At 68.5% G+C, this 24,185-nt stretch carries 25 protein-coding genes; 11 read left to right on the top strand and 14 right to left on the bottom strand.

Going from position 1 to position 24,185, the window contains the following annotated elements:
• The first annotated feature begins 260 nt into the window (after positions 1-260).
• A complete protein-coding gene (gene greA / locus EV647_RS24335) occupies positions 261-773 on the top strand; it encodes a transcription elongation factor GreA (RefSeq protein ID WP_130384156.1) in 513 nt (170 codons plus the stop codon).
• A 54-nt stretch (positions 774-827) separates the two neighbouring features.
• Here greA and EV647_RS24330 read toward each other — a convergent pair whose 3' ends face one another.
• The 4 genes from EV647_RS24330 to EV647_RS24315 are packed head-to-tail and all read right to left on the bottom strand — an operon-like array spanning position 828 to position 3,717.
• Positions 828-1,262 (bottom strand): VOC family protein, encoded by a 435-nt coding sequence (locus EV647_RS24330; protein WP_134006628.1) that lies wholly within the window; start codon positions 1,260-1,262, stop codon positions 828-830.
• Complete coding sequence (locus EV647_RS24325; RefSeq protein WP_238175575.1) at positions 1,259-1,873, bottom strand: TetR/AcrR family transcriptional regulator; 615 nt, start codon at positions 1,871-1,873, stop codon at positions 1,259-1,261. Before EV647_RS24325 ends, EV647_RS24330 begins: the two co-directional genes overlap by 4 nt.
• Before the next feature lie 33 nt (positions 1,874-1,906).
• Positions 1,907-2,743 carry an ABC transporter permease gene (locus EV647_RS24320; RefSeq protein WP_134006626.1) on the bottom strand — a complete coding sequence of 279 codons (837 nt, stop codon included), beginning with the start codon at positions 2,741-2,743 and terminating at the stop codon, positions 1,907-1,909.
• Positions 2,740-3,717: an ATP-binding cassette domain-containing protein gene (locus EV647_RS24315; RefSeq protein WP_134006624.1), complete on the bottom strand. Its 978-nt coding sequence runs from the start codon at positions 3,715-3,717 to the stop codon at positions 2,740-2,742. Before EV647_RS24315 ends, EV647_RS24320 begins: the two co-directional genes overlap by 4 nt.
• Positions 3,718-3,866: 149 nt before the next feature.
• Here EV647_RS24315 and EV647_RS24310 point away from each other — a divergent pair, with 149 nt between their 5' ends.
• Positions 3,867-5,099, top strand: a complete 1,233-nt coding sequence (locus tag EV647_RS24310; protein WP_134006622.1) for an MFS transporter — start codon at positions 3,867-3,869, stop codon at positions 5,097-5,099.
• A gap of 80 nt (positions 5,100-5,179) precedes the next feature.
• On the opposite strand, the gene EV647_RS24305 is transcribed toward EV647_RS24310, so the two are convergent.
• Together EV647_RS24305 and EV647_RS24300 are read right to left on the bottom strand one after the other, a co-directional pair.
• Positions 5,180-6,313 (bottom strand): PT domain-containing protein, encoded by a 1,134-nt coding sequence (locus tag EV647_RS24305; RefSeq protein ID WP_134006620.1) that lies wholly within the window; start codon positions 6,311-6,313, stop codon positions 5,180-5,182.
• Positions 6,314-6,494: 181 nt separating this feature from the next.
• A complete protein-coding gene (locus EV647_RS24300) occupies positions 6,495-7,958 on the bottom strand; it encodes an MFS transporter (RefSeq protein ID WP_134006618.1) in 1,464 nt (487 codons plus the stop codon).
• A 118-nt stretch (positions 7,959-8,076) separates the two neighbouring features.
• Between EV647_RS24300 and EV647_RS24295 the strand changes: the two genes are divergently transcribed.
• Positions 8,077-8,538 carry a MarR family winged helix-turn-helix transcriptional regulator gene (locus EV647_RS24295; protein ID WP_134006616.1) on the top strand — a complete coding sequence of 154 codons (462 nt, stop codon included), beginning with the start codon at positions 8,077-8,079 and terminating at the stop codon, positions 8,536-8,538.
• 31 nt (positions 8,539-8,569) lie between these two features.
• Positions 8,570-9,784: a phosphotransferase family protein gene (locus EV647_RS24290; protein WP_134006614.1), complete on the top strand. Its 1,215-nt coding sequence runs from the start codon at positions 8,570-8,572 to the stop codon at positions 9,782-9,784.
• On the opposite strand, the gene EV647_RS24285 is transcribed toward EV647_RS24290, so the two are convergent.
• From EV647_RS24285 to EV647_RS24255, 7 genes are all read right to left on the bottom strand, one after another.
• Entirely contained in the window at positions 9,764-10,510 is a 747-nt protein-coding gene (locus EV647_RS24285; RefSeq protein WP_134006612.1) for a hypothetical protein, read from the bottom strand. The two genes, EV647_RS24290 and EV647_RS24285, sit on opposite strands and share 21 nt — an antisense overlap.
• A 68-nt stretch (positions 10,511-10,578) precedes the next feature.
• Entirely contained in the window at positions 10,579-11,622 is a 1,044-nt protein-coding gene (locus tag EV647_RS24280; RefSeq protein WP_134006610.1) for a hypothetical protein, read from the bottom strand.
• Between the two features lie 76 nt (positions 11,623-11,698).
• Positions 11,699-12,775 carry a hypothetical protein gene (locus tag EV647_RS24275; protein ID WP_134006608.1) on the bottom strand — a complete coding sequence of 359 codons (1,077 nt, stop codon included), beginning with the start codon at positions 12,773-12,775 and terminating at the stop codon, positions 11,699-11,701.
• A gap of 157 nt (positions 12,776-12,932) precedes the next feature.
• Complete coding sequence (locus EV647_RS24270; RefSeq protein ID WP_134006606.1) at positions 12,933-13,736, bottom strand: ABC transporter permease; 804 nt, start codon at positions 13,734-13,736, stop codon at positions 12,933-12,935.
• A 118-nt stretch (positions 13,737-13,854) separates the two neighbouring features.
• Positions 13,855-14,637, bottom strand: coding sequence for an ABC transporter permease (locus EV647_RS24265; RefSeq protein ID WP_134006604.1), 783 nt, complete (start codon positions 14,635-14,637; stop codon positions 13,855-13,857).
• Positions 14,638-14,757: 120 nt separating this feature from the next.
• On the bottom strand, positions 14,758-15,705 hold the full coding sequence (locus EV647_RS24260; protein WP_134006602.1) for an ABC transporter ATP-binding protein: 948 nt from the start codon (positions 15,703-15,705) through the stop codon (positions 14,758-14,760).
• Positions 15,706-15,727: 22 nt separating this feature from the next.
• A complete protein-coding gene (locus EV647_RS24255) occupies positions 15,728-16,513 on the bottom strand; it encodes a MerR family transcriptional regulator (protein ID WP_166680026.1) in 786 nt (261 codons plus the stop codon).
• 58 nt (positions 16,514-16,571) lie between these two features.
• Between EV647_RS24255 and EV647_RS24250 the strand changes: the two genes are divergently transcribed.
• Positions 16,572-18,161, top strand: a complete 1,590-nt coding sequence (locus tag EV647_RS24250) for an amidohydrolase family protein (RefSeq protein WP_134006599.1) — start codon at positions 16,572-16,574, stop codon at positions 18,159-18,161.
• Here EV647_RS24250 and EV647_RS24245 read toward each other — a convergent pair.
• The gene (locus EV647_RS24245) at positions 18,143-18,871 is read right to left on the bottom strand and encodes an SDR family oxidoreductase (protein ID WP_134006597.1); all 729 of its coding nucleotides are present in this window, start codon (positions 18,869-18,871) and stop codon (positions 18,143-18,145) included. The genes EV647_RS24250 and EV647_RS24245 overlap by 19 nt on opposite strands.
• A 154-nt stretch (positions 18,872-19,025) precedes the next feature.
• On the opposite strand from EV647_RS24245, the gene EV647_RS24240 reads away from it, so the two are divergent.
• The 6 genes from EV647_RS24240 (at position 19,026) to EV647_RS24215 (ending at position 24,177) form a co-directional block, all read left to right on the top strand.
• The gene (locus EV647_RS24240) at positions 19,026-19,628 is read left to right on the top strand and encodes a MarR family winged helix-turn-helix transcriptional regulator (protein WP_134006595.1); all 603 of its coding nucleotides are present in this window, start codon (positions 19,026-19,028) and stop codon (positions 19,626-19,628) included.
• Entirely contained in the window at positions 19,625-21,235 is a 1,611-nt protein-coding gene (locus EV647_RS24235) for an MDR family MFS transporter (protein ID WP_134006593.1), read from the top strand. The genes EV647_RS24240 and EV647_RS24235 overlap by 4 nt, the downstream gene beginning before the upstream one ends.
• A 168-nt stretch (positions 21,236-21,403) precedes the next feature.
• Positions 21,404-21,997, top strand: coding sequence for a hypothetical protein (locus EV647_RS24230; RefSeq protein ID WP_134006591.1), 594 nt, complete (start codon positions 21,404-21,406; stop codon positions 21,995-21,997).
• Complete coding sequence (locus EV647_RS24225; protein WP_134006589.1) at positions 21,994-22,311, top strand: hypothetical protein; 318 nt, start codon at positions 21,994-21,996, stop codon at positions 22,309-22,311. The genes EV647_RS24230 and EV647_RS24225 overlap by 4 nt, the downstream gene beginning before the upstream one ends.
• A gap of 106 nt (positions 22,312-22,417) precedes the next feature.
• A complete protein-coding gene (locus EV647_RS42155; protein WP_238177367.1) occupies positions 22,418-22,990 on the top strand; it encodes a hypothetical protein in 573 nt (190 codons plus the stop codon).
• An 8-nt stretch (positions 22,991-22,998) separates the two neighbouring features.
• The gene (locus EV647_RS24215) at positions 22,999-24,177 is read left to right on the top strand and encodes a hypothetical protein (RefSeq protein ID WP_134006587.1); all 1,179 of its coding nucleotides are present in this window, start codon (positions 22,999-23,001) and stop codon (positions 24,175-24,177) included.
• Positions 24,178-24,185: the final 8 nt, after the last annotated feature.

Here is a 24,185-nt window from a genome sequence, read left to right as displayed (position 1 = left end):
TCCCCCCAAACCCCCGTCGGTCTCCGGGAGCGTAGGAAAGTCCAGGTCAGCGGTCAATCGAGGGCTTGATGGCAACCGATTGCCGGGAATCTGCTCAGAGCGGACGAAAAGCCGTGCAGCAAGCGTTTTCCAAGCGCTTGTGACCGGTGAGAGCCCCTGCGTGATCGGCGGTCTCTTGCTACGCTCGTTTGATTGGTCGCCGTCGACGACGGCGGCCAGCAGTATTTTCCTGCCCATCCCACCGACACAAGGAGCAGCCCGTGACGCAGAAGATCGACGAGGACAGCGTTGTCTGGCTGACGCAGGACGGTTACGACCAGCTGAAGTCCGAGCTCGAGCACCTCAAGGGCCCTGCCCGTGCCGAGATCACGCAGCGGATCAGCGAGGCCAGGGACGAGGGCGATCTCAAGGAGAACGGCGGCTACCACGCCGCCAAGGACGAGCAGGGCAAGATCGAGGCGCGGATCCGGCAACTGGAGGACATGCTCCGCCGGGCCCGGGTCGGCGAGACCCCGAAGGCCGGCGGCAAGATCGAGCCCGGCATGAAGGTGTCCATCAAGTTCGCCGGTGACGACGACGTCGAGACGTTCCTGCTCGGCTCCCGCGAGCTGCTCGCCCTGGACGCGTCGGTCGACATCGACGTCTACTCGCCGCAGTCTCCCCTGGGCGCCGCGATCCTCGGCAAGAAGAAGGGCGACAAGGCCAAGTACGAGGCCCCGAACGGCAAGGACGTGACCGTCGAGATCGTCGCCGCGGAACCCTTCACCGGCTGACCCACCAAGCTTCCGAAGCGCCCCGGTGGACAGCCACCGGGGCGCTTCGTCGCTTCAGTGCGCGGCGGGAGCGAAGAGCTCGAGCTGGATGTTGTCCTGGTCGCGGAACACCAGGACCGACGCGTACGGCTCGTCGGCGATCGGCGACTGGGTGAGCGGCTTGTCGGCGGCGCCGGCACGGATCACGCCGTGCGCCTCCAGATGGTCCTGCCACTGTTCGAGGTCGGCACGCGAGCCGACCGCGAAGCCGGCATGGTCGAGCCCGGTGACGGTCTCGTCGGACAAGGCACCGTCGTTGGTCTCGTGGCGGTGCAGCGCGATCATCAGCTGATGATCCGCGTCGGCGAGGATCCGTCCGACACCGCCGGGATGCGGTACGTCGATCACCGGGTGGACCCCGAAGACCTCGCCGTACCACTGGACGCTCGACTCCAGGTCGGTCACGGTCAGGGCCAGATGGTGAAGCTTGAGCTGGGTGACTGCGGTCATGATTCCCCCTTGCTGTGCGTGGATCCCCTGCCCGCGTACTGGGCGAGGAACATCCGGGTCACGTCCTCGACGAGCCGGGTCCACCGGTCGCCGTCCGGGTCGTTGGAGATCTGCTGGCCGACCAGGCCGACGGTGATGGCGGTCCAGATGTCGAGGTGCCGTGGATCGCGCACGCCGTTGCGTGCGAGGAGCTCACGCGTCACCGCCAGGGCGCTGACCGCGAGCTCGTACGACTCGGGCGACGGCGTGAAGCCGGGCACCGAGTGCTGGAAGAGCAGCTGGTACCGCGGGACGTCGGACACGCAGAACGTGACGAACGCCCGGGCTTCGGTCAGCAGGTCCTCTTGTGGGTCGTCCGTCGCCGGCAGTGACGCCTTCAGCTCGACGAACGACTGTGCGGCCTGCGCGAACATCGCGTCCAGGATGGCGTTCTTGGACTCGAAGTACGCGTACAGGGTCGGCGTGGTGATGCCCGCCCGGCGAGCCAGCTCGCGTAAGGACAGGGCGGCCAACCCGTCCTCGCGCACCAACTCCCACGCGGCGGTGAGCACGTTCGCCCGCGCACTCTCCCGTCTCGCCTCACGCCAGTTGCCGGCCGGCTTCTTTAACACAGTTCGGATTATTTGCACGCTGTATAAGCCTTGTCAATGCCCAGTGGCACTCCGGTACTTGCGGACCGCGAGCGGCGCGAACACGACGATGATCGCCACGCACCAGATCAGGGACAGCCAGACCGGATGCTGGGCCGGGAAGCCGTCCGGGCTGGCGAACGGGGACGGGTTGCCGAACAGGTGCCTGCAGGCCGCGACGATCGACGAGATCGGGTTCCACTCGGCGACCGGTTGCAGCGCGCTCGGCAACTGCGGGGTCGGCACGAACGCGTTCGAGAGGAACGTCAGCGGGAACAGCCAGATCAGTCCCGCCGACGAGGCCACCTCGGGTCCGCCCACGGACAATCCGATCAGCGCGCCGACCCACAGCATGGCGAACGCGAACAGCAGCAGGATCGCGAACGCCGCGAGCGCCTGACCGAGTCCGTTGTGCCACCGCCAGCCGACCACGAATCCGCAGAGCACCATGATCAGCATCACGAACGCGTTGAACACCAGGTCCCCGACCACCCGGCCGGCGATCACCCCGGACCTTGCCATCGGCAACGACCGGAACCGGTCGATGAGGCCCTTGGACATGTCGTCGGCCAGCCCCACGCTCGCCGACGCGACCGCGAACGCCATCGTCTGCGCGAAAATCCCGGACATCAGGAACTCCCGGTACGCGCGCGGCCCGGGGAAGCCCGGGATCGGGATCGCGTTCCCGAACACGTACGCGAACAGCAGCACGAACATGATCGGCTGGATGGTCGCGTAGATCAGCATGTCCGGCGTCCGCGGGATCCGTTTCAGGCTCCGCCACGCGAGCACCCCCGCGTCCGACAACGCCCGGCCGATCGGGTTCACCCGGGCCGGCAGCTCCGCACTCACAGCGACTCCTTCTGTTCGGCCTCGTGCCCGGTCAGGGTGAGGAAGACGTCGTCCAATGTGGGGCGCCGCAGCCCGACGTCGGCGATCCGGATCTCCGCGGCGTCGAGCGTCCGGATCACATCGACCAGCGCACTCGAGCCGCCCGGCGCCGGCACGGTGATCCGCCGGGTGTGCTCCTCGAGCGTCGTCGACTCCGGATCCGCGATCCTGAGCGCGCCGGTCAGCAGCTCCAGCGCCCGCACGGTGTCGCCCGGATCGTGGACGACGACCTCGATCCGCTCGCCGCCGACCTTCGCCTTGAGCTCGTCCGCCGTACCGCGAGCGATCACCGAGCCGTGATCGACGACCGCGATGCTGTCGGCCAGCTCGTCGGCCTCTTCCAGGTACTGCGTGGTGAGCAGGATCGTGACGCCCTCGCGGACCCGGTCGCGGATGATCTGCCACAGGTCGAGCCGCGAGCGCGGGTCGAGACCCGTGGTCGGCTCGTCGAGGAACAGCACCTTCGGGTGCGCGATCAGCGACCCGGCGAGGTCCAGCCGGCGCCGCATGCCACCGGAGTACGTCTTCAGGATCCGGTCCGCCGCCTCGGTCAGGTCGAACGTCGCGAGCAGTTCCTCCGCCCGCTGCTTGGCCTGCTGACTGCTCAGCCGGTACAGCCGGCCGAACATCCACAGGTTCTCCCGGCCGGTGAGCAGCTCGTCGACCGCGGCGTACTGCCCCGACAGCCCGACCAGCGACCGGACCGTGTCCGCCTCGGTGACCACGTCGTGGCCGAGCACGCGGGCGGTGCCGGCGTCCGGCTTCATCAGTGTGGTGAGCACCCGGACCGTGGTGGTCTTGCCCGCCCCGTTCGGCCCGAGGAGGCCGAGGACGGTCCCTTCCGGTACGTCGAGATCGATGCCGTCGAGCGCCTTGACGGTGGTTTTCCTGCCCTTGAACGTCTTCACGAGGCCGGTCGCCTCGATTGCAGCCATCCGCACTTCCCCCTTCTGGATGTGACGCAGGCCACCCATCCTGCCCGAGAACGCCGACAATTTCACCCGCAAATTATATTGAGTCCAAAGGACTCAACTTTCTTGATAGTTGAGTCGACAGGACTCAACTCGGGGTTTACGGTCGCGGAATGGGCATCCTCCGTCACCCCGATTTCCGTCGGCTGTGGGCCGCCGACCTGCTCAGTCAGCTCGGGTCCCGCCTGAGCATGGGCGCGATCCCGCTGCTCGCCGTACTCACCCTCAACGCGTCGACGCTCCAGGTGTCGCTGCTCCGGACCTGCGAGACCGCCGCCTGGCTCGTCCTCGGCCTGTTCGCAGGCGCCTGGGCCGACCGGATCCGCTGCCGCCCGGTCCTCGTGTACGCCGACCTGCTCCGGGCGCTGCTCTTCGCGTCGATCCCGATCGCCTGGTGGTTCGACGTACTCACCCTGACGCAGGTGTACGTCGTACTCGTGCCGGCCGGGATCCTCACGGTCCTGTTCGACGTCGCGCACACGTCGTACCTGCCGAGGGTCCTCGAGCGGGACCGTCTCCTGCCGGGCAACGCCAAACTGGCCGCGAACCACTCGATCGCCGCGGTCATCGGCGCCGGCGCAAGCGGACTGCTCGTCCAATGGCTCGGCGCGGCGCTGACGATCGGCCTGGACGCGCTCAGCTTCCTGTGGTCAGCGCTCTGGCTCCGCTCGATCCGGACACCCGAGGCGGAGCCGGTGCGGCCCGAGCTGCCCAATCTGCGCCGCGAGATCGGCGAGGGCATGCGCTACGTCTTCCGGCATCCACTGCTCCGGCCGCTCGCGCTCAACACGATGACGACCATGCTCTTCCAGGCCGCGGCCGGCGCGATCATGGTCGTCTACCTGGTGCGCGGCGTCCATCTGCAGCCGGCCACCATCGGCGTACTCGGCATGATCGGCCTCCTCGGCGCGATCGTCGCCTCCGCGGTCACCGAGAAGCTCAGCAGCCGGTACGGCGATGCGCGCACGCTGCTGCTCTCGTCGACGGGTATCGGCGTCGCGTTCACCGTGCAGGCGCTGACCGCACCGGGCTGGATGGTGAGCTGGTTCGTCGTCGGCACGCTGCTGGCCGGCTTCTGCATCATCGTCAGCTACATCCTGCAGGTCAGCACCCAGCAACGCCTTTGCCCGCCGGAGCTGCAGGGCCGGATGAGCGCCACCATGAGCTTCGTCAGCTGGGGAGCCGCCCCGGTCGGCAGCCTGTTGGGCGGCGCGCTGGGTACGGCGTTCGGCCTGCACACCACCTTGTGGATAGCAGGCCTAGGCACCTTGGCCGGAAACGCCTTCCTCTACCTCTCCCCGATCCGCACGCTGCACACGATCCCCGCCGAGGAGGTTGCCCACTGACCTGGAGGGTTACCCACCGAGCTGGAGGGTTGCCCACTGCGATTTTCAGTGGGCAACCCTTCAGGTGCGCGGGCATGCGGTCAGTCCGAGGTGATCTGGGCGGTGCCTACGAGGACCTCTACGTCGAGGGCGGCACGGCCGCGGCCGATTTCCACGTCCTTGGACTGGCCGGAGACGGCGCCGCTCCAGGTGACCCGGCCGAGCTGGGACTCGGTGTGGACGTGGACGTCGGAGCCGCGGCGGAGCGAGACCTGCGCCGTACCGGACTCGACGCGGACGCGGGAGCGGCCCTTGGTGATCTGCGCGTCGAGGCTGGCCGAACCAGCCTGCACGAGTACGTCGATCGGGCCGTCGACGTCGGCGACCTTCGCCGTACCGGCGGTGACGCGGACCCGGGTCAGGCCGGGCAGCCGCTCGGCGTTCACGCTGCCTCCGGTGACCTCGACCTCGACCTGGAGGTTCGGGTTGACGCGGATCGACAGCTCCCTGGCGAGGCCGTTGACGTGAGCCTTCAGGTCGGTCGGGTTGCGCAGCATGCTGAACCCGTCGATCGAGACGCCCATGTCGCCTTCACTGCTGATCGCGAGGGTGTCGCCGTCCCGCTTGATCACGTGCGGGCCGTCGACCGCGACACCGTTCACGGCTGGCTCACCGATCAGCCGGACCCGCCGCCCGATCGCGCGCACGGTCACCCGCTGCACCCCGGACGGGATCGGCACGTTGCTGTGCTCCTCCTCGACCGGCTCCGCAGCGTCGTCGACCACGTCGTCGACCACGTCATCGACAACACTGTCCTGCACCACCGACGGCTCGCCGGCAGCGCCGGCCGCCGGCTCAACAGTCGGCTCAGCGGTCGGCTCCCCGGTCGGCTCGACGGTCGGCTCGACGGTCGGCTCGACGGTCGGCTCGACGGTCGGCTCAGCAGTGGGTGAGTCGACGGCGTCCGCCCAGACGGTCGTGGACGGGACGTCGTCGCCGGACGGCCACGGCCAGGGCGGCTTGCCTTCGGACCCTGCGCCGGCGTCATCGGCAACCGGCTCCTGCGCGCCCGGCCCGTCAGTGGCCGTGTCAGCAGCAGTGCCGGCGGCGTCCGCGGCCGCGGTCGGCTTGAGGGCCGCGATCAGGGTGGTGGCCTCCTCGGTCGAGAGGTGCCCCTTGGCGACCCGGTCGAGGATGTCCTTGACCCGCCGGTCGTAGTCGCTCTGGTTGCTCATGCCCCCAGTCCAGCACCCCGATGGGCCGAAACCAATCGGGGAATCCCCCCAACCCCCGCCCTCGGCACCCTGACCCCGGCTGACACGAGCGCCGCGAGCGCCAGCAGCGCGGGTCCCGAGAGTAGTCCGGGACCCGCGCTGCGTTCTCATATCCGAACAGCTCCAGTGGAGCTGGTTGTTGTCAGGCGGCCGGCGTCATCTCCTCCGCCGCCAGCTCGTCCTGTACGGCGGCCAACTCGGCAGCCTCTGCTTCTTCGGCGGCCCGGCGGGCCCGCAGGCCGTAGAGACCGGTCAGTGCGATGACCAGGCCGAGAGCCGCGATCCCCGTCACGACGCCGAGGCCCGACTTGTACGCCGACAGCACGCCGCTGGATGCGGTGACGCCGACGGTCTGGCCGCTGATCACCGCGGTCACGATCGCGAGGACGACCGCGCCGCCCACCTGGTTGGAGGTGTTGAACAGCCCGGAGGCAAGTCCCTGCTCGTGGTCCGGGACCCCGGACACGGCCTGGATGTTCAGCGACGGGAACCCGATCGCGAACCCGAGACCGAGCAGCATGATGGTCGGGAACACGGTCGAGAAGTACGCCGACTCCGGGCCGATCCGCAGCGACAGCGCGTACCCGGCGACGAACAGCGCCATCGCGACGATGATCATCTTCTCGGTGCCCACCCGGTCGACGATCTTGCCGACGTTCGGGGACAGCGTGGCGACCAGCAGTCCGGCCGGGAGGAACCCGAGCGCGGTCTCGAACGACGACCAGCCCAGCAGGTTCTGCAGGTACATGGTGCCGATCAGCTGGAAGGCGACGTACGAACCGAAGACGGTCAGGATGGCCAGGTTCGCCCGCCGCAGCGAGGCGTTGCGCAGGATGCCGAGCCGGACCAGCGGGTGCTTGGTGCGCAGCTCGATCGCGACGAAGCCGGCCAGCAGGACGGCGGCGAGCACGAACAGGCCGATGGTCTGCACCGAGGCCCAGCCGGCGTGCTCGGCGCCGACGACCGCGTAGACGAGGGACAGCATGCCGGCGGTGACGGTGATCGCCCCCGGTACGTCGTACCCGCCGGCGGCGTTGTCCCGCGGGCTGTTCGGGATCAGCTTGATCGCGAACAGCAGCACGATCAGGGCGACCGGGCCGGGCATCAGGAAGGTCCAGCGCCAGCCGACCTCGGTCAGCGCGCCGCCGAGAATCAAGCCCATCGAGAAGCCGCTGGCGGCGCAGGTGGTGAAGATGCTGAGGGCGCGGTTGCGATCCGGGCCCTCGTGGAAGGTGGTGGTGATGATCGAGAGTGCGGCCGGGGCGGTGAACGCCGCGGCGACACCCTTCACGAACCGCGCGGCGATGAGCAGTTCGGGGTTGCTCGCCAGTGAGCTCAGCATCGAGACCACGGCGAAGACGGCGAGGGCGATCAGGAAGACCCGGCGCCGGCCGAGCAGGTCGGCGGTCCGTCCGCCGAGCAGCAGCAGACCGCCGTACCCGAGCACATAGCCGGTCACGACCCACTGGAGAGAGGCAAGGGAGACGCCCAGGTCGGCGCCGATGGACGGCAGGGACATGCCGACCATGGACACGTCCAGGCCGTCGAGGAAGATCACGCCGCAGACCACCAGGAGCGCTCCCCAGAGGCGCGCGTCCCAAGTCATGCGAGCTGGCGATGTGGTTTGCGTAGTCACGAGAAGAGACTATTGCATGCGTGTGCATCTAATGTCTAGGCATTAAATGCGCTTGCATTGAATGCGCATGCATGCTATGGTCGGCGACATGACCGTGACGAAGGTCAGCGCTGGACCTGGTGAGACCAGCGCCGATGTGCGCGAATGGCGCGAGCTGCTGGCTCGCCATGCCGATCTGACCTGCGCCCTCGACCGGGCGCTGCAGGCCGGTCATGCACTCGGGATGAGTGAGTACGAGGTGCTCGAGCGGCTCGCGGAGCTGCCGGAGCACTCCGCGAAGGTGGCGACGATCGCCAAGTCCGTGCATCTGAGCCAGAGTGCGCTGTCCCGCGTGATCGGCCGTCTGGAGGTCGCCGGCCTGGTCGAGCGGCACATGTGCCCTGAGGACCGTCGCGCCGTGAACGTCCGGCTGACCGACGAAGGCCTGCGACGCCAGACCGAGGCGCAGCCGACCCAGCGCCAGGTCCTCGCGCAGCGACTCCACGCACCACTGGTGAAGTCCTGCGAACCTGCACCTTCTGTGGATAGCGGGCAGTTCCCGGTCAGTTAAAGCAGTTGCACGGTTACATACGCTTCAGCACGTGAAGGTTACGGCTGTCGTAGTGCGCCCGTCCGACCAAGCGGTCCTGATGCTGCCTTCGGGGCTCCCCCAGGTCGAGCAATCGGACGACGTCTGGTTCCCGGACGTCGAGCCGGTGCTGCGGGCGCTGCGGGACCAGCACGGCATCGAGGCCGCCGTACTCACGTGTGTTTCCGACGATCCGCGCACCTACCTGATGCTTCCGAGCGGTGAGCCGCCGGCCGATGCGCGCTGGGTCCACGACCATCCCGTCAGCTCGTCCGATCTGCCCGAGTGGACACGTCCGGAGTGGTACGGCGAGGCGACGCAGTGGATCGCTCAGCGTCTGAAGGCGACCGGCCCGTGGACGCAGGTGAAGTCGTGGGGGCTGTCGAACGTCCTGCGCATCCCGACCGCCGACGGTGACGTGTACTTCAAGGCGCTCCCACAGGCGTCGATCGAGCCGGCCGCGTTGCCGTTCCTGTTCGCCAACGAACCGCAGTTCCTGCAGCGCGCCTCCACCGACCGTCCCGGCGCGGTACCGGCGCCGTTGGCGATCGACGAGCAGCGGGCGTGGATGCTGCTGCCAGACCTCGGTACGCCGTTGGAGGGCGAGAGCGACGTCGCGGTGTGGATCGATGCCGTGCGCAACCATGCCCGGTTGCAGCGCAGCTATGTCACCGAACCCGAACTGCTGCTGGAGTACAGCTGCGCCGACCGGCGGCTCGCCGTCCTCGACGCGGAGCTGGATCGCCTGCTCGAACCGAACTCGTTGACGGCACGGCACGACCCGAACGAGCTGTCCCGGTTGCCGGAACGCGCGAAGCAGTTGCGCGAGGCAATCGTCGAGCTGGCGGAGATCGGCGTACCGGAGACCTTGCTGCACGGTGATCTGCACCCGCGGAACCTGGCGGTACGCGACGGTCAGGTGCTCGCCTTCGACTGGACCGATGCGGCGCTCGCGCATCCTTTCCTGGACCTGGTGACGTTCGTGGAGAAGCAGTCGACGCTGTCGAGCGACCCACGCGTGCTGGACGCGTATCTGCACGAGTGGGAGGAATACGCCGACCCGTCCGACTTGCGCCGCGCGCTGACGCTCGCCGAAGAGCTAGGCGCCCTCTACCAGACGATCACCTACCTACACCTCGTCGACCACCTGACCGGCCCAAGCAAAGCATCCATGCTCCGCGGCGGCACGAGCTGGCTGCAGAAACTACTAGCGGTGCAGGATTGCTAGTTGGTTGTGGAGGCCGCGGCGGACGGGTGGGTCGAGGTAGCGAGCCCATTCCGGATGCCGCTCGCCGCGGAGTTTCGCGTAGTGCGCGAGTGCTTCGGCAAGTGCGGCCTCGCGGAGGTATCCGCGTGCCAGCGGCTGCTTGCCGCGGCCGTTCGGCCGGGGGCGGCGCTCGTACGCCGCGTTCGCCGTGAAGATCCCGAGTCCGTAGAAGACCGTGATGAGGTCGGTGAGCGGCTCGTGGCCGGGCCGGCGCGCGAGCGAGATCCGGCCGCTGCCGAGCAGCAACTCGTGGCCGGCCTCATGGGCGTAGATCGCGATCAGCGCCACCGGGTCGGCCGTCAGCGCCGGCGCGAGCTGGATCTGGTTGCCGCCGTTCCCTCGGATCCAGCGCCCGGACTGTTCCTTCACCACCATGCTGTTCACCGAACGCCTTACGCCGTTCAGCTCGAAGCTCAGCCCGCACTGACCGGGGCGGAGATCCATCCGCTCGGCGACCCGGTCGCACAGCTCGGTCGCGGCGGCGATGCTGCCGTCGTACCCGTCCGGGATCAGGTCGGCCGGCAGCGCGATCGGGCGCAGTAGGACATCCCGGCCGAACTCGGCCACCAGCCAGTCCATCGATGTACGGATCCAGCGCCGGCTGCCGCCTGGCAACCGTTCGCGGGGCGCCTTCAGCTGGGAGCGCAGCTGCTGACTTCGGCGGATCATTCCGATCGGATTCCTCACCCGCCGGATCATGCCTGTCGGACGCTGCCGCAAACCTCTCGGTTCCACTGCGTCACCGCAGGTTGACATCAGGTCAGCGGTGCACCCTCTTGGATCGACGCGATCTCGGCGTCCCTCACCAGCGACGCAAGCCGGGCGAAGGTCCGGATCCGGACCGCGGGGTCGATCTCGGTCGGCATCACCGGGAGGATCGATTCCGGAAACAGCAGATGCCGCCGGAAGCAGTACGCCGCCAGCGCGTCGGAGGCACCGCGCTCGCCCAGGTACCCGAGCGTCTGCAACGCCGAACGCCGTCCGGGGACCCGCTCGACCGCCTGATTGGCGAGAAAGATCCCGAACCCGTGGAACACCGCGAACAGGTCGGTCAGCGCCTCGGCGTCCGGGCGGGTCCGGTCGATCAGGTGATACCCCCAGAGCACCTCGTGACCGAGTTCATGGGCGGTGGCGGCGACCACAGCGGCCGGGTCGGCCAAAGTGCTTGCCGACAGCATCACCGCGCTGCCCTCGAGGCCGCCGGACCGCAGATCCAGCCAGGCCGCCCGCGACCCGCTGCCGGCCGGCGAGGACCAGATTGCCTCGGCGCGGCCGCACAGCTCGGCCCGGCGGTCCGGATCAGTCTCCTGGAGGATCGCCGTACTGCGTTTCACCTCGGCCCGCAGCTCGCGCTCGGCGAGCACGTTGATCTCCGGCGCGAACCCGGTCGCGGCCAGCGCGTCCACCTCGGCCGCCGTCATCGTTGCCCGCAGCCCCGAGATCGCGATCAGGTCCCTGCCCTGCTCGGCGTTCAGCCGGTGCACGGCCGCGCTGCGGGCAGCAGCTCGGACGTCTTCCATCCGGAAGCTGAACCGGATCCGGTCGTCGGGGACCTCCATCCACGCGCACACCTGCAGACAGAGTTCGCGTGCTGCACGCTCGGAACCGTCGTACCCGGCAGGCACGAACTCGCTGGGCAGCACCGGCCGCCGGCGCAGCGGCTCGACACCGAACCGGCCGATGAGCCAGTCCAGCGAGTCCTCGATCCACTGCTCCGGTCCACCGGGCAGCAGGACCTTCGGTCCGTACAGCAGCTCTCGATGTCGTTGCCGGCGGCGCCAAGCACCGATCAGATTCATACCGAAACTGACGCCATCGACGGCCGGACCGTTCCACCATGAACGTTGCAGTTGGCCCGCAACCATTTCGGTCGGATCACCACCCGAGCACGGTTGGCGGCCCACCGACCAACTCGTCCAACCGGGCCAGGAACCTGGCACGTGGTTCGGGGTCGAGAGCCTGATGCCACTCGGGGAGGAGCGGCCCATCGCGGATGAGCCGGTGCTGCCGGAAGCGGTACACAGCAAGGGCTTCGGCGACGGCACGTTCGCCGAGGTAGCCGAAGGTTTCCACGGTCGGTGTGCCGAGCGTGGTCTCGTCCAGAGCAGCGTTGGCGTGGGCGATCCCGAATCCGTGCAGTACGGCGTACAGGTCGGTCAACGGCTCGCGGAGCGGACCGGTGCCGCCGGGCATGTCGGAGGACATGAGGACCTGGTGGCCGAGTTCGTGCGACGCCGCCGCGATCAGCACAGTCGGGTCGGTGAGGATGTCGGAGCCGAGCATCACCGCGGTGTACCCGGGGAGCAGCTCGACACCCGGCAGGCAGTAAGTGAGGTCCGTCCAGCGACCGGCCGAGGACGCCTCGCTTCCGGCAGTCCGAGGTTCCGGACGATCCGGCTGCTGTTCGAGCTCGGCCTGCCGCGCCGGGTCCGGCTCGGCCGCGATCTCCCGGCAGCGAACCAGCTCGGTGAGGAAGTCGAGGAAGGCGAACCGCTGGATCTCGGGCAGCAGCCCGTCGTCCTCCAGCAGCTCTTCGAGCCGGTCGTCGGACGTGGCGCCGAGCAACCTCGAGTGCTTCCGTACGGCGGCGATATCCTCCGGTGCCGCGCCGCGGAGCGCGGGATGGGTCTGCGCGACGTACGCGTCGACGATCGTGGCGCCGAGCAACTGACCGGCCTCGACGACCTTCTCCAGCTGAAAGCTGAACCGGATCCGCTCGGACGGGATGCCCATCCGCTCACTCACCTTCAGGCACACGTGGCGAGCAGCCGCCTCCGACCCGTCGTACCCGGCCGGCACGAACTCCCCTGGTACGACGGCCGGCCGCCGCAGCGGGTCGGTTCCGAAATGACCGATGAGCAGCCGCAACGACTCGTCGACCCACCGCACCGACCCACCGGGCAACTCAACCCTCGGCGCACGTACCAGATCACGGAAGGACAAGCCGGTCATGGGGCCTCCCGTCCTGGACTGAGGAGCGGAGGGAGCGAAGCGACCGGAGCGACGAGGGAAGGACGGGAGTTACAGCCCCATGACCCGCCGCGCCGGAGGCGTGGCATCAATACCGTCATGCCAGGTCCGACGAGTCCGCAGTCCTCTGCGGTTCCGCCTACTTGAGGAGGAGTTTGCCGAGGCGGCGGGAGGCGATGTACATGCCGAGGGTCCCCATGGCGGCCAGGTAGAGGGCGTGGACGATGAGGAGCCAGCTGACGTTGCCGGTGCTGAAGGCACGTTCGAGTACGACGCCCTGGTAGAGCGGGGTGATCTCGACCAGCCAGCGGATCGCGCCGGGATAGGTCTCGACCGGGTAGAACGTGGCCGAGAACAGGAACATCGGCATGATCGCCAGCTGCACGAACTCGAAGTCCTGCCAGCTGCGCATGAACGTGGTCAGCGCCATCCCGGCGCCCGCGAACGCGAACCCGATCAGCACCGCGGCGGGCAGCGCGAGCAGCGCCCACCACGACGAGATCAGCCCCAGGATCAGCATCACCACGATGAACATCGCCGAGTAGATGCCCCCGCGCAGCAGCGCCCAGGTGATCTCGCCGGTCGCGACGTCCCACGGCCGCAGCGGTGTCGCGAGCATCGAGTCGTAGAGCTTGGCGTACTTCATCCGGAAGAAGATGTTGTACGTCGAGTCGAAGATCGCACCGTTCATCGCGGAACTGGCGAGCATCGCCGGCGCGACGAACGCGGCGTACGCGATCTTCGTGCCGTCGGACAGGGTGAAGTCGCCGACCAGGTGGGCGACGCCGATGCCGATCGAGAGCAGGTAGAACACCGGCTCGAAGAACCCGGACAGGAACACGACCCACGACCGCCGGTAGAGCAGGAAGTTCCGCTCGACGATGTGCCGCCCACCGCCGAGCCGCACCGGGACGGGGACAACCCGCGCTGCGATCGTGGTCATGGGGCCTCCCGGCCTGGACTGAGGAGCGGAGGGAGCGAAGCGACCGGAGCGACGAGGGAAGGCCGGGAGTCACAGCCCCATGACCGGCCGCGCCGGAGGCGTGGCATCAGTAGAGCCATCAGCCGATCAGCCTCTTCGTGAAGCCGCGGACGGCGAGGTGGGTGCCGACGAGGAACCAGGCCAGCAGGTAGGCGAGGTTGCCGAGGGCCAGCAACGGGTTGACCGTGCCGAGACTGAGGTTGCGGGACAGGTCGACCGCGTGCCACAGCGGACTCACGTACGCCAGCCACTCGATCCAGTCCGGCAGTTGCGAGACCGGGAAGAACGCCCCGGAGAACAAGAACGCCGGCACGACGCCGAACCGGAACACCATCGCGAAACCGGAGTCGTTGTCCAGGATCGTCGCGTACGCCGCGATCGGGCCGGCGACCGCCATCCCGACGAGCAGCGCGACCGGCAACCCGAGCACGCCGAGCGGAGACTTCAGCCCGCCGAACAGCGTGATGATCACCAGGAACACCGCGCACGAGGTGAACACCCGGAACGCGATGAAACCGAGCTGCCCGTAGACCACGTCCGCCGGCCGCAGCGGCGTCGCGATCATCGAGTGGTAGAACTTCTGCCACTTCAGTCCGCTCATCACCGGGTACGTCGCCTCGCCGACCGCGATCTGCATCGCGGTGGACGCCAGCAGTCCCGGCGCGATGAACTGCAGGTAGCTGACCCCGCCGAGCGCACCGGTCCCGTTGCTGTCCACGAACGACCCGAGCCCGATCCCCATCGCGGCCAGGTAGAGCATCGGCAGCAGGAAGCTGCTGATCATCGTGCCCTTCCAGGTCCGCTTGTAGACGGTCAACCAGTAGTCGAACATCCGCCGACCGTTCTCCACCGCGATGGTCATCGGGCCTCCCGTCCTGGACGGGGGAGCGGAGGGAGCGAAGCGACCGGAGCGACGAGGGAAGGACGGGAGTTACAGCCCGATGACCCGCCGCGACGGAGTCGCGGCATCAGTACTGCCATGTCAGTCCACCAGCGTTCGGCCGGTCAATCTCAGGAAGACATCTTCGAGAGTGGAGCGGCGTACGAGGACGGCGGCCGGTTCCAGGCCGCGCTCGTGGACGGCGGCGACTGCGCGCTCGCCGTCGTCGGTGTAGAGCAGCAGCCGGTCCGGCAGTACTTCGATGCGCTGGGCGAGGTCCTCGACCTTGCCGGCCAGGGCGTCGTGGTCCGCGAGCATCACGTCCGGCCCGAACCGCAGCTCGGTCACCTCACGCGTCGAGTAGTCGCGGATCAGGTCGGCCGGGGATCCCTCGGCCGCGATCAGGCCGCCGTCCATCACCACGAGCCGGTCGCACAACTGCTCGGCCTCGTCCATGTAGTGCGTGGTGATGATCAGCGTGACGCCGGCCTGTTTGAGCCGGAACAGCTTGTCCCACAGCAGGTGCCGGGCCTGCGGGTCGAGTCCGGTGGTCGGCTCGTCCAGCAGCAACAGGTCGGGTTTGCTGACCAGGGAGCGCGCGATGGTCAGCCGGCGCTTCATCCCGCCGGACAGCTCGTCGACCTTGACCTTCGCCTTCTCGGTCAGCGCGACGAACTCGAGCAGCTCGTCCGCGCGCTCGCGGCACTCGGCCCGGCTGAGACCGAAGTACCGCCCGTAGATCGTCAGGTTCTCCCGGACGCTGAGCTCGGTGTCGAGGGTGTCGTCCTGCGGGCAGACGCCGAGCCGCGCGCGGATCGACGGCCCGTCGGTGGCAGGGTCTAGACCGAGGATCTTCAGGGTGCCGCCGCTGACCGGTGAGACCGCGCCGATCATCCGCATCGTCGACGACTTGCCCGCACCGTTCGGCCCGAGGAACCCGAAGGCCTCACCCCGCCATACGTCCAGGTCGATGCCACGAACCGCCTCGAAGTCGCCGTACGACTTGCGCAGCCCGCGGACGTGAACCAAAGACTCCCGCTGCTCACTCACCTGACAGACACTAGACGGACCGTCAGACAGTTTCCTCTGTGTTTGGGCAGAAACCGAGCCGCTGGACCGCGTACGCCCGGACTCCGGCTGCCAGCCACTCGGGCAGGTCCCGGTCCACCATTTCGATGATCGCCCGCTGGTCCGCGTTCTCCACCAGGAGATCCCCGAGCGCGTAGTAGGACGAAGGTGTGGCCGGCCACAGTTCCAGCACGCCCTGGTGGTGTTGTTCGATCAGCTCGAACCCCTCCGGAGAGTCCGGCCGTACGCCGCGATCCCGCGAGGCCGCCATCCGCAGCAGCAGCCGACGGCCCTCGTCGCCCAGCCGCTCGTAGTCCTCGCGGGTCCAGCCGTCGGTCTCCCGGACGGCCTTCTCGAACCCTTCCGCGGTGGCCTCGCCGAACCGCTCGGCCAGGTCCTCCCGCAGCCGTGCCCGCGCCTCCGACAGTCCGCTGAAGAACTCGTCGTCGGTCACCGTGTCGTCGCCGGACAGCCCTGCGATGGTCCGCTCGATCGCGCCGAGCATCACGTCGAGCCGCTTCCGCTCCTGCAGCAGTTGCTCGCGGTGTCCCTGCAGCGCGGTCACCTCGTCGTCCTGCTCGTCCAGGATCCGCGCGATCGACGGCAGCGGTACGCCGAGCTCACGGAGCAGCAGGATCCGTTGCAGGCGGAGCAGTTCGGGCCGGCCGTAGTACCGGTAGCCGTTCGTGGCGACGCGGCCGGGCGGAAGCAGACCGATGGCGTCGTAGTGCCGCAGCGTCCGCACCGAGACACCGGCGAGCCGGGACACCTCGCTGACCGTGCGCTCCACGATACCTCCGGAAAAGGGATTGGAGTATGACGTTACGTCAGCCTTTAGCGTCCACGACATGGCATTTACGATCCTGCACACCCGTCTGGCCGACCGAGGCGCGGCGCTGCCCGCGGACTGCCTACGGGTCGCGAACGGTCGCATCACGGCGATCGGCGGCCCGGAGATCGCGCAGCCGGGAGACACCCTCGTCGACGGATCCGGTACGACGCTGCTTCCCGGCCTGATCGACTCGCATGTCCACCTGGCGCCGGGGTGCACCCAGCTCGCGGCGACGTACGGCGTGACCACGCAACTCGACCAGTTCAGCATGCCCGAGGTGATCGATCAGGAGACACCGCGGTCTTCGTTCTTCACGTCAGGTATCGGAGCCACTGCGCCGGGCGGTCACCCGACGATCGCATTCCCGCCGATCCCTTACGTCACAGGGCCGGAGGACGCGAAGCAGTTCGTCGCGGACCGGCTCGCCGAGGGCACCGATCACCTGAAGTTGATCTACGACGACGGCTCCGGCGCGCGGCTGAACCTCCCGACGCTAGAGCCGCGCACCGTGCAGGCCTTGACCGACGAGGCACACGCTCACGGGCTCACGGTGGTAGCGCACGTGTCGACGGCAGCTGGTGCGGTGACGGTCGTCGAGTGCGGCGTCGACGTACTCGCGCACGTACCGGCTGACCTCATGTCCCCGGAGGACATCGCAGCCCTGGCGGACGTCGCTGTCATCGCGACGCTTGGCGTTGTCGTAGACGGGTTCAACGGTCCGTCTGGTCGTTTGCCGTTGCTGGACGAGCCAGAGCTGATGGCACGCATGCCCGCGCGCTGGCGGCGGCTGCTGGACCAGCAGTCCCGTCGTTGGATGCCCCCGGTGCCGCCAGACGGTACGACGGCTCGCGCCAACACGCTGGCGTTGCACCGGGCCGGCGTACGCGTGCTGGCCGGGACAGACGCACCGAACCCGGGTCTGGTGTTCGGAGCTTCGCTACACCGGGAGCTGGTTCACCTGGTGCGTGCTGGGCTCACGCCGGCCGAGGCGGTTGTGGCTGCAACCAGTGCGCCCGCTGAGGTGTTCGGACTGGCGGACCGGGGCCGGCTGACGGTCGGTGCGCGTGCTGACCTGTTGCTGGTCGAAGGGGATCCGCTGGTCGATATCACTGCCACACAGCGGATTCGTCACACCTGGGTCGGCGGCGAGCAGGTCAGGCCGGACGAGTACGCAGGTAGCGAGCGGGAGCTGGCCAGCATTCGCTTCCTGGGTGAAACGACAGGCCGGATCGTCGCTGCGTTGAAGGAGATGTTCCCAGGGTTCCCGTCGCCGGAGGACGTGGTGCGGGACGACGGGGAGGTCCTGGGTCGCGTGGTGCCGGTCACCGGCGGATGGTTGCCGACCACCGTTTTCGGAGCACCACTCGGCCCAGTGAGTGACCGCGACGAGGCGGTCGAGACGGTTGAGCAGGAAGGGCTGGCAAGCCTGGCCGAGACCTGGTGGGCGCGGACGGACGGTCCGGACTGGCAAGAGGTCGTGCTGATGGAGGCGCAGCCGGAACGCGTCCGACTGCGCTGGAACGACCCGCTGCGGGACCAGCCGCCGTCAGGTCGCTGGTACGACCTCACGGACATCGACCTGTCTCGTCAGCCTCTTCCTACATAAGGCATCCCGGCGGCCATGACCGTCAGGGTCGGGACTGCGACGGACGTCGGCAGTTCCGCGATCCGCACCACGAAGTCGGCCACGATCTTCGGATCGAACGTCGGCTCGACCGCGATCGAACCGTCCGGCTGCAGCACGCCCTGCTCCATCCGGGCGGTCATCGCGGTCGATGCGTTCCCGATGTCTATCTGGCAGGCGGTGATGCCGTGCGCGCGCCCCTCCAGCTCGAGGCCCTTCGTCAGACCAGTGATGGCGTGCTTGCTCGCGGTGTAGGCGATCCCCTGCGGCCGCGGTACGTGCGCCGAGATCGACCCGTTGTTGATGATCCGCCCACCCTTCGGGTCCTGCCGCAGCATCACGTCGTACGCCGCCTGCGCGCAGAGGAACGACCCGGTCAGGTTGGTGTCGACCACCTGCCGCCAGTCCTCCTCCCGCACGTCCTGTACCGCCACGGCCGGGGACCCGGTGCCCGCGTTGTTCACGAGGACGTCGACCCGCTCGAGCCCTCCGAAGAACCGCCGTACCGCTTTCCCGTCGGCAACATCCAGTACGGCGAGATCGACGCGGCCCTCGCCGAGCGCGACCGTCTCGCGCAGCTTGTCCTCCGTCCGCCCGGTCACCCACACCTGGAACCCGGCCTCCGCCAACGCCAGCGCCATCTCCCGCCCCAGCCCTGACCCACCACCGGTAACCACCGCAACCCGCGTCACAAATCGCACCCTTCCGCCGTCGAAGACATGAGGCAGATTCTCCTCCACTGCGGACAGTGACCATCCGGCGACTGAGAGCAAATGAGTGGCGGCGCACTTGAAGATCTTGGAAACTCATTTGCGTGTATCACGCAAGCATGTATATGCTTGCAGCATGCAAGTAAACGACGCGTACACCCCACAGACCCCCATCGAGGGCGTCATGCACGCGTTCACCCGGATCGGGCGCCGCCTGAAGGCCAAGCAGCCCGGCGACCAACTCGACCACAGCGCGCACGTCGTGCTGTTCGCGCTGCGGTGCAACGGCGCCCTGCGGCTGTCCGACCTGGCCGGCAAGCTGGAGCTCGACGCCTCCACCGCGAGCCGCCATGTGCGCTCCCTGGAGCAGCTCGGACTGATCCGCCGCTCCCCCGACCCGGATGACGGACGCGCGTTCCGCGTCGAGCTCACCGAGCAGGGCATCGAGCAGTGGGAGGCCAGTGCCCGGCACCGGATGGAGCTGCTCAGCGCGGCCATGGAGGGCTGGTCCGAGGAGGACGTGCAGACCTTCGAGCGGCTGATGACCCGCTTCGCGGACGGCGTCGCCGCCCGCACCGAGGCCCCCAGCAGCTCTGCCTGGGCCGACAAGGGCTGGGCCGCGGTCGCCCCGCGACTGCAGTCCGCCGCGGCACAGCGCCGTACCGAACCAGACTCCGCGACCGGCAGCGACCCTGCCGCCCGCGAGAACAACGACGACAACCTGGAGAGCACCAGATGAGCACCACAGAACCCGCCACCGCCGGCGGGGCTGCACCGACCGACGGTGGTCCCAACTACCTGTCCCACAAGCAGATCCTGGTCGTCCTCGGTGGACTGATGGCCGGGATGTTCCTCGCCGCCCTGGACCAGAGCATCGTGGGTACGGCGCTGCCGCGGATCGTCAGTGACTTCAACAGCCTGGACAAGCTGTCCTGGGTGGTCACGGCGTACCTGCTGACGTCGACCGCCTCCACGCCGCTGTGGGGCAAGGTCTCCGACCTCTACGGCCGGCGGCCGCTGTTCATCGCGGCGATCGTCACCTTCCTGGCCGGTTCGGTGCTGGCCGCGCTGTCGCAGAACATCGAGATGCTGATCGGCTTCCGGGCCGTCCAGGGCCTGGGTGCCGGCGGTCTGATGTCGCTCGCGTTCGCCACCATCGGCGACGTGATCCCGCCGCGCGAGCGCGGTAAGTACATGGGGTACTTCGGTGCCGTCTTCGGCCTGTCCTCGGTGGCCGGCCCGCTGCTCGGCGGTCTGCTCACCGACGGTCCCGGCTGGCGCTGGATCTTCTGGATCAACCTGCCGATCGGCCTGGTTGCCCTGGGCATCGTCGGCGCGGTCCTGAAGCTGCCGCACGTGAAGCGCTCGCACAAGATCGACTACCTCGGCGCTTCCACGGTCGCCGCCGCCGTCACCTCGCTGCTGCTGGCCGTCTCCTGGAGCGGCCCGACCAACGGCTGGGGCACCGCCACCACGATCGGTCTGCTGGTCGCGGCCGTCGTACTGGCCGTCGCGTTCGTGCTGATCGAGCTGCGGGTGGCCGAGCCGATCATCCCGATGGACCTGTTCAAGGGCCGGATCTTCTCCGGGTACGCCGGGTTCGCGTTCCTGCTCGGCTTCGCGATGTTCGGTGCGCTGATCTTCCTGCCGCTGTACCTGCAGGCGGTCAAGGACATGTCCCCGACCCGCTCCGGCCTGGCACTGCTGCCGATGATCGTCGGTATCTTCTCCGCGTCCATCCCGAGCGGTCAGCTGATGAGCAAGACCGGCCGGTACAAGATCTACCCGATCATCTCCGCGGTCATGGTCGGCGCCGCGATGGTGCTGCTGTCCACGCTGAGCATGAACACGCCGTACTGGCAGCTGGCGATCTACATGTTCGTGATGGGCGCCGGCCTGGGCCTGTCGATGCAGATCACCGTCACCGCGGCGCAGAACAGCGTGCCCCGGCAGCACATGGGTACCGCGACCTCGTCGATGACCTTCTTCCGCTCCATGGGTGGCGCGATCGGTACGGCGGTCTACGGCGCCGTACTGACCACCCGGCTGAAGGACCACCTGACCGACATCGTCCCGAACGCCACGCAGGGCATGGTCGACGGACTGGCGAAGGCAGCCAACTCCGTCCAGGCCCTGCACGGGCTGAAGGAGCCGATGAAGGGCTGGGCGCTGCACGGTCTGGTCGACGCGATGGGCGACGTGTTCCTGGTCTCGCTGCCGTTCCTGGCGATCGCGCTGATCCTCGCGATCATCACGCCGGAGCAGCGGCTGGCCGGCCGCAACGACGGCCCGAAGGCCGAGGGCGAGGCCTCGGTGGAGTCCTCCGCCGCAGCAGCGATGCACTGAGTCGCGTCACCGAACTGAGACCGAACGACGGTTGACCTACCCGACAGCCGCCCTGGGAAGCTTCCCAGGGCGGCTGTTCTTTTGTGCCGTCCACGAGCAGGACGTCCGCCTGACCCCACCGGGGACTTAGTTTCGACACGTACCGCAACGACAGGGACTGCCGCACGGATGAAGACACTTGACCGGCCGCTGGACGACGACGACCGCGCGATGGCCGACATCGCCGAGGTCCGCGACTGGCGGCGCCTTGCCAGCCCGCAGGCGGGCGAGACCGGGCCGCTCCCGGTCCGCCGCCTGATCCGTCGCGTGAAGTCGGGGACGAACTGGAAGCCGTGGCCGATCAACCGCCGTACGGTGATCGACGACCAGCTCGACGGCTGGGGCTTCCTGACCCGCCGCAACACCGAGCTCGCGGTGTACGACGACCAGGTGCTGCCGCACAGCCCGTTCAGCGGCTGGGTCGCGTTCGCGATCGAGCCGGACGACGTGGACGCCGCGGCCGCCGGCCTCGACGAGCACTGGCCCGCGAAATTCGACCTCGCCTGCCGGCACTGGGGACAGCCGTCGTACGTCGGAATCGAGAGCAAGACCGGTTTCGAGGACGACTGGGCCCCCGGCGCCGGCACCGACCGCCGCCACCTGGCGGTCTGGACGCCTCCGGGCGCCGAGATCCACCTGTACAGCAACAAACCAACAGCGAAACCACTGTCGGTATCGGTCGGAATCAACTACGTGGTGTACCTCAACGAGGAGGGCTCATGACAGCACTCGACGGGCGCCGGGCCGCCCGGCTCACGCTCCGCGACCAGATGGTGAACGGCGACACGCCGCCGCCCGCCGGAGCGCAGAGCAGCGTGTCGCAGGAGGCGCTGACGCAGACCTCCCGTCAAGTCACGGCGATGGTCGGGAACGGGCCGGCCGGCCTGTCTTCCGACCTGACGAAGAGCGTCCAGGCCGCGACGCTCCCTCCGGTCGCCCCGGGGCAGGCGCGCGCCGCGGACACCTCCGGCGTACGGAACGAGTCCAGCCGGTTCGAGCGCGGCACCGGCACCGGCAAGAACACGCCGGAACGCTAGACCAGAACACCCGAATCAGCAGGTCGGCAGACTGACCTCGTCGCGCCCTACGGTGGCCGACGACGGCTTGAGCACTGACGGAAGGAACAAGCCCGGAATGAAAACCATGGACAGGCCACTCGACGAGGACGAGGCGGCATTCGCCGACTTCGCCGAGATCAGCGACTGGCGTGCCATCGCGGGCCCCAACAACGACGCCAGCGGGCCGGACGTCGTCCGGGCGATCGTGCAGCGCGTCACCGCCGCGACCGACTGGAAGCCGTGGCCGCTCGCGCCGGGCGAGCAGATCGACCGGGCGGTCGCATCGTGGGGCTTCACGACCAAGCGCAACAGCACGATCATCGTGTTCCCGGGCTTGGCGTTCGCCGATGCCCCGAACAGCGGATGGTGCGCGTACGACCTAGGGCCGAACGACGTGGCGGAGGCCGCGGCCGGGCTCGACGCCCACTGGCCGGGCCATGTGGCACTGGCCCGCAAGTACTTCGGTGAGCCGGACTACGTCAGTGACGACAGCAACCCGAACTTCCTCGACGAATGGGGGCCGGGAGCGGGCGCGGACAAGCGTCACCTGGCCACCTGGATGCTCAACGGCGCACATCTCCGGCTGTTCAGTACCAAGCCGAGCCGGGACCCACTGACCGCAGCGGTCGGTGTCAACTACGCGGTCTACATCGACTAGGAGACACGATGACGACACCATCAGAAGGCCGCCCCGGTTGGGAGCAGGGCAGCTGGGGCCAGTCCATGGACTGGCTGAGCAACCTGTCGCCGGAACAGCAGCAGAACCTCCAGGCATTCGTCGGGATGACGCCGCAGCAGCGCGAGACCGCAATGGCCTTCGTGAACCTCGACGACCGCCAGCAGACGAACCTGATGCGGGCGGCGAACACCGACCCGTTGCGGGACCGTGTGAACAACGCGATCCGAGGCGCGGTCGCACGAGTGCACCTGGCGTACGACAACACGCGCGGCCGGATCAGCGAGATGGCCACCTCGCTGGCCTCGCAGGCGCGGGACTATCGCGACGTCGCAGTTCAGGGTGCGCGCGACGCCCGGGACACGGTGGTGCAGGGTGCGCGGGATGCGCGTGACACCGTGGTGCAGGGTGCGCGCGACGCGCGGGACACCGTCGTACAGGGCGCCCGGGACACCCGCGACGCGGTGGTGCAGGGCGCACGCAACGTCGGCGACCGGGCGACCGAGCTCGGCCAGCAGGCCGTCGGTGCATACGAGACCGGCCGGGACCGGGTTGTGGACGCGGCCCAGCGCGGGCAGGTCCGGCTCGACCAGGCCTGGCAGAGCGGCGCCGACCGCGTCGGCGAGATGCGCGACTCGGTTGTCCAGGGTGCCCGGGGCGCACGGGACACCGTGGTGCAGGGTGGGCGTGACGCGCGTGACGCGGTCGTCGGCGGTGTCAGGAACGCCGCCGCTGCCGGACGGGACGCGATGAACCGAGCCGGCCGATGGTTCGAGGGCAAGTTCAACGGGACGATGCTCAAGGCCGAGAGCGCGCTCGCCAACTACAACGCCGGCCGAAACAACCCGTCCTTGCAGGCGGACATGAAGCAGATCATGCCCGACAAGAGCCGGCTGGAGATGATCCAGCAGGTGAGCGAGAACCTGAACAGTGGCAACGGCCCGGTCACGGCAGCGGAGAACGAGGCCATCCAGAACCTCGCCAAGGCGTCCCAGACCAGGCTGGAAACTCAGACCGCGATGCGGGCCGGCCTGACCGGCGTCGCGCCGTTGGGCCAGCCCGTCCAGTCTCAGGGTGCGACCGGCCAGCAGGCCGGTGAGCAGGGTGCCCAGGAGAAGCCGGCACTCAACCTCACCAAGAACAACGACAAGGGCGGCCTCAAGCGCTGACCCCGATC

Origin of the sequence: Kribbella sp. VKM Ac-2566 (assembly GCF_004366005.1) — a bacterium.
In the GTDB taxonomy this organism is placed as follows: Bacteria; Actinomycetota; Actinomycetes; order Propionibacteriales; family Kribbellaceae; genus Kribbella; species Kribbella pratensis.
This window is presented reverse-complemented; position numbering and strand designations above follow the sequence as displayed.

Excerpts from the sequence above, each read along its gene's own strand:
- EV647_RS24330 (WP_134006628.1), bottom strand. The coding sequence starts at position 1,262 with ATGACCGCAGTCACCCAGCTCAAGCTTCACCATCTGGCCCTGACCGTG.
- EV647_RS24315 (WP_134006624.1), bottom strand. The coding sequence starts at position 3,717 with ATGGCTGCAATCGAGGCGACCGGCCTCGTGAAGACGTTCAAGGGCAGG.
- EV647_RS24310 (WP_134006622.1), top strand. The coding sequence starts at position 3,867 with ATGGGCATCCTCCGTCACCCCGATTTCCGTCGGCTGTGGGCCGCCGAC.
- EV647_RS24305 (WP_134006620.1), bottom strand. The coding sequence starts at position 6,313 with ATGAGCAACCAGAGCGACTACGACCGGCGGGTCAAGGACATCCTCGAC.
- EV647_RS24300 (WP_134006618.1), bottom strand. The coding sequence starts at position 7,958 with ATGACTTGGGACGCGCGCCTCTGGGGAGCGCTCCTGGTGGTCTGCGGC.
- EV647_RS24295 (WP_134006616.1), top strand. The coding sequence starts at position 8,077 with ATGACCGTGACGAAGGTCAGCGCTGGACCTGGTGAGACCAGCGCCGAT.
- EV647_RS24280 (WP_134006610.1), bottom strand. The coding sequence starts at position 11,622 with ATGAATCTGATCGGTGCTTGGCGCCGCCGGCAACGACATCGAGAGCTG.
- EV647_RS24275 (WP_134006608.1), bottom strand. The coding sequence starts at position 12,775 with ATGACCGGCTTGTCCTTCCGTGATCTGGTACGTGCGCCGAGGGTTGAG.
- EV647_RS24270 (WP_134006606.1), bottom strand. The coding sequence starts at position 13,736 with ATGACCACGATCGCAGCGCGGGTTGTCCCCGTCCCGGTGCGGCTCGGC.
- EV647_RS24265 (WP_134006604.1), bottom strand. The coding sequence starts at position 14,637 with ATGACCATCGCGGTGGAGAACGGTCGGCGGATGTTCGACTACTGGTTG.
- EV647_RS24250 (WP_134006599.1), top strand. The coding sequence starts at position 16,572 with ATGGCATTTACGATCCTGCACACCCGTCTGGCCGACCGAGGCGCGGCG.
- EV647_RS24240 (WP_134006595.1), top strand. The coding sequence starts at position 19,026 with ATGCAAGTAAACGACGCGTACACCCCACAGACCCCCATCGAGGGCGTC.
- EV647_RS24235 (WP_134006593.1), top strand. The coding sequence starts at position 19,625 with ATGAGCACCACAGAACCCGCCACCGCCGGCGGGGCTGCACCGACCGAC.
- EV647_RS24230 (WP_134006591.1), top strand. The coding sequence starts at position 21,404 with ATGAAGACACTTGACCGGCCGCTGGACGACGACGACCGCGCGATGGCC.
- EV647_RS24225 (WP_134006589.1), top strand. The coding sequence starts at position 21,994 with ATGACAGCACTCGACGGGCGCCGGGCCGCCCGGCTCACGCTCCGCGAC.
- EV647_RS42155 (WP_238177367.1), top strand. The coding sequence starts at position 22,418 with ATGGACAGGCCACTCGACGAGGACGAGGCGGCATTCGCCGACTTCGCC.
- EV647_RS24215 (WP_134006587.1), top strand. The coding sequence starts at position 22,999 with ATGACGACACCATCAGAAGGCCGCCCCGGTTGGGAGCAGGGCAGCTGG.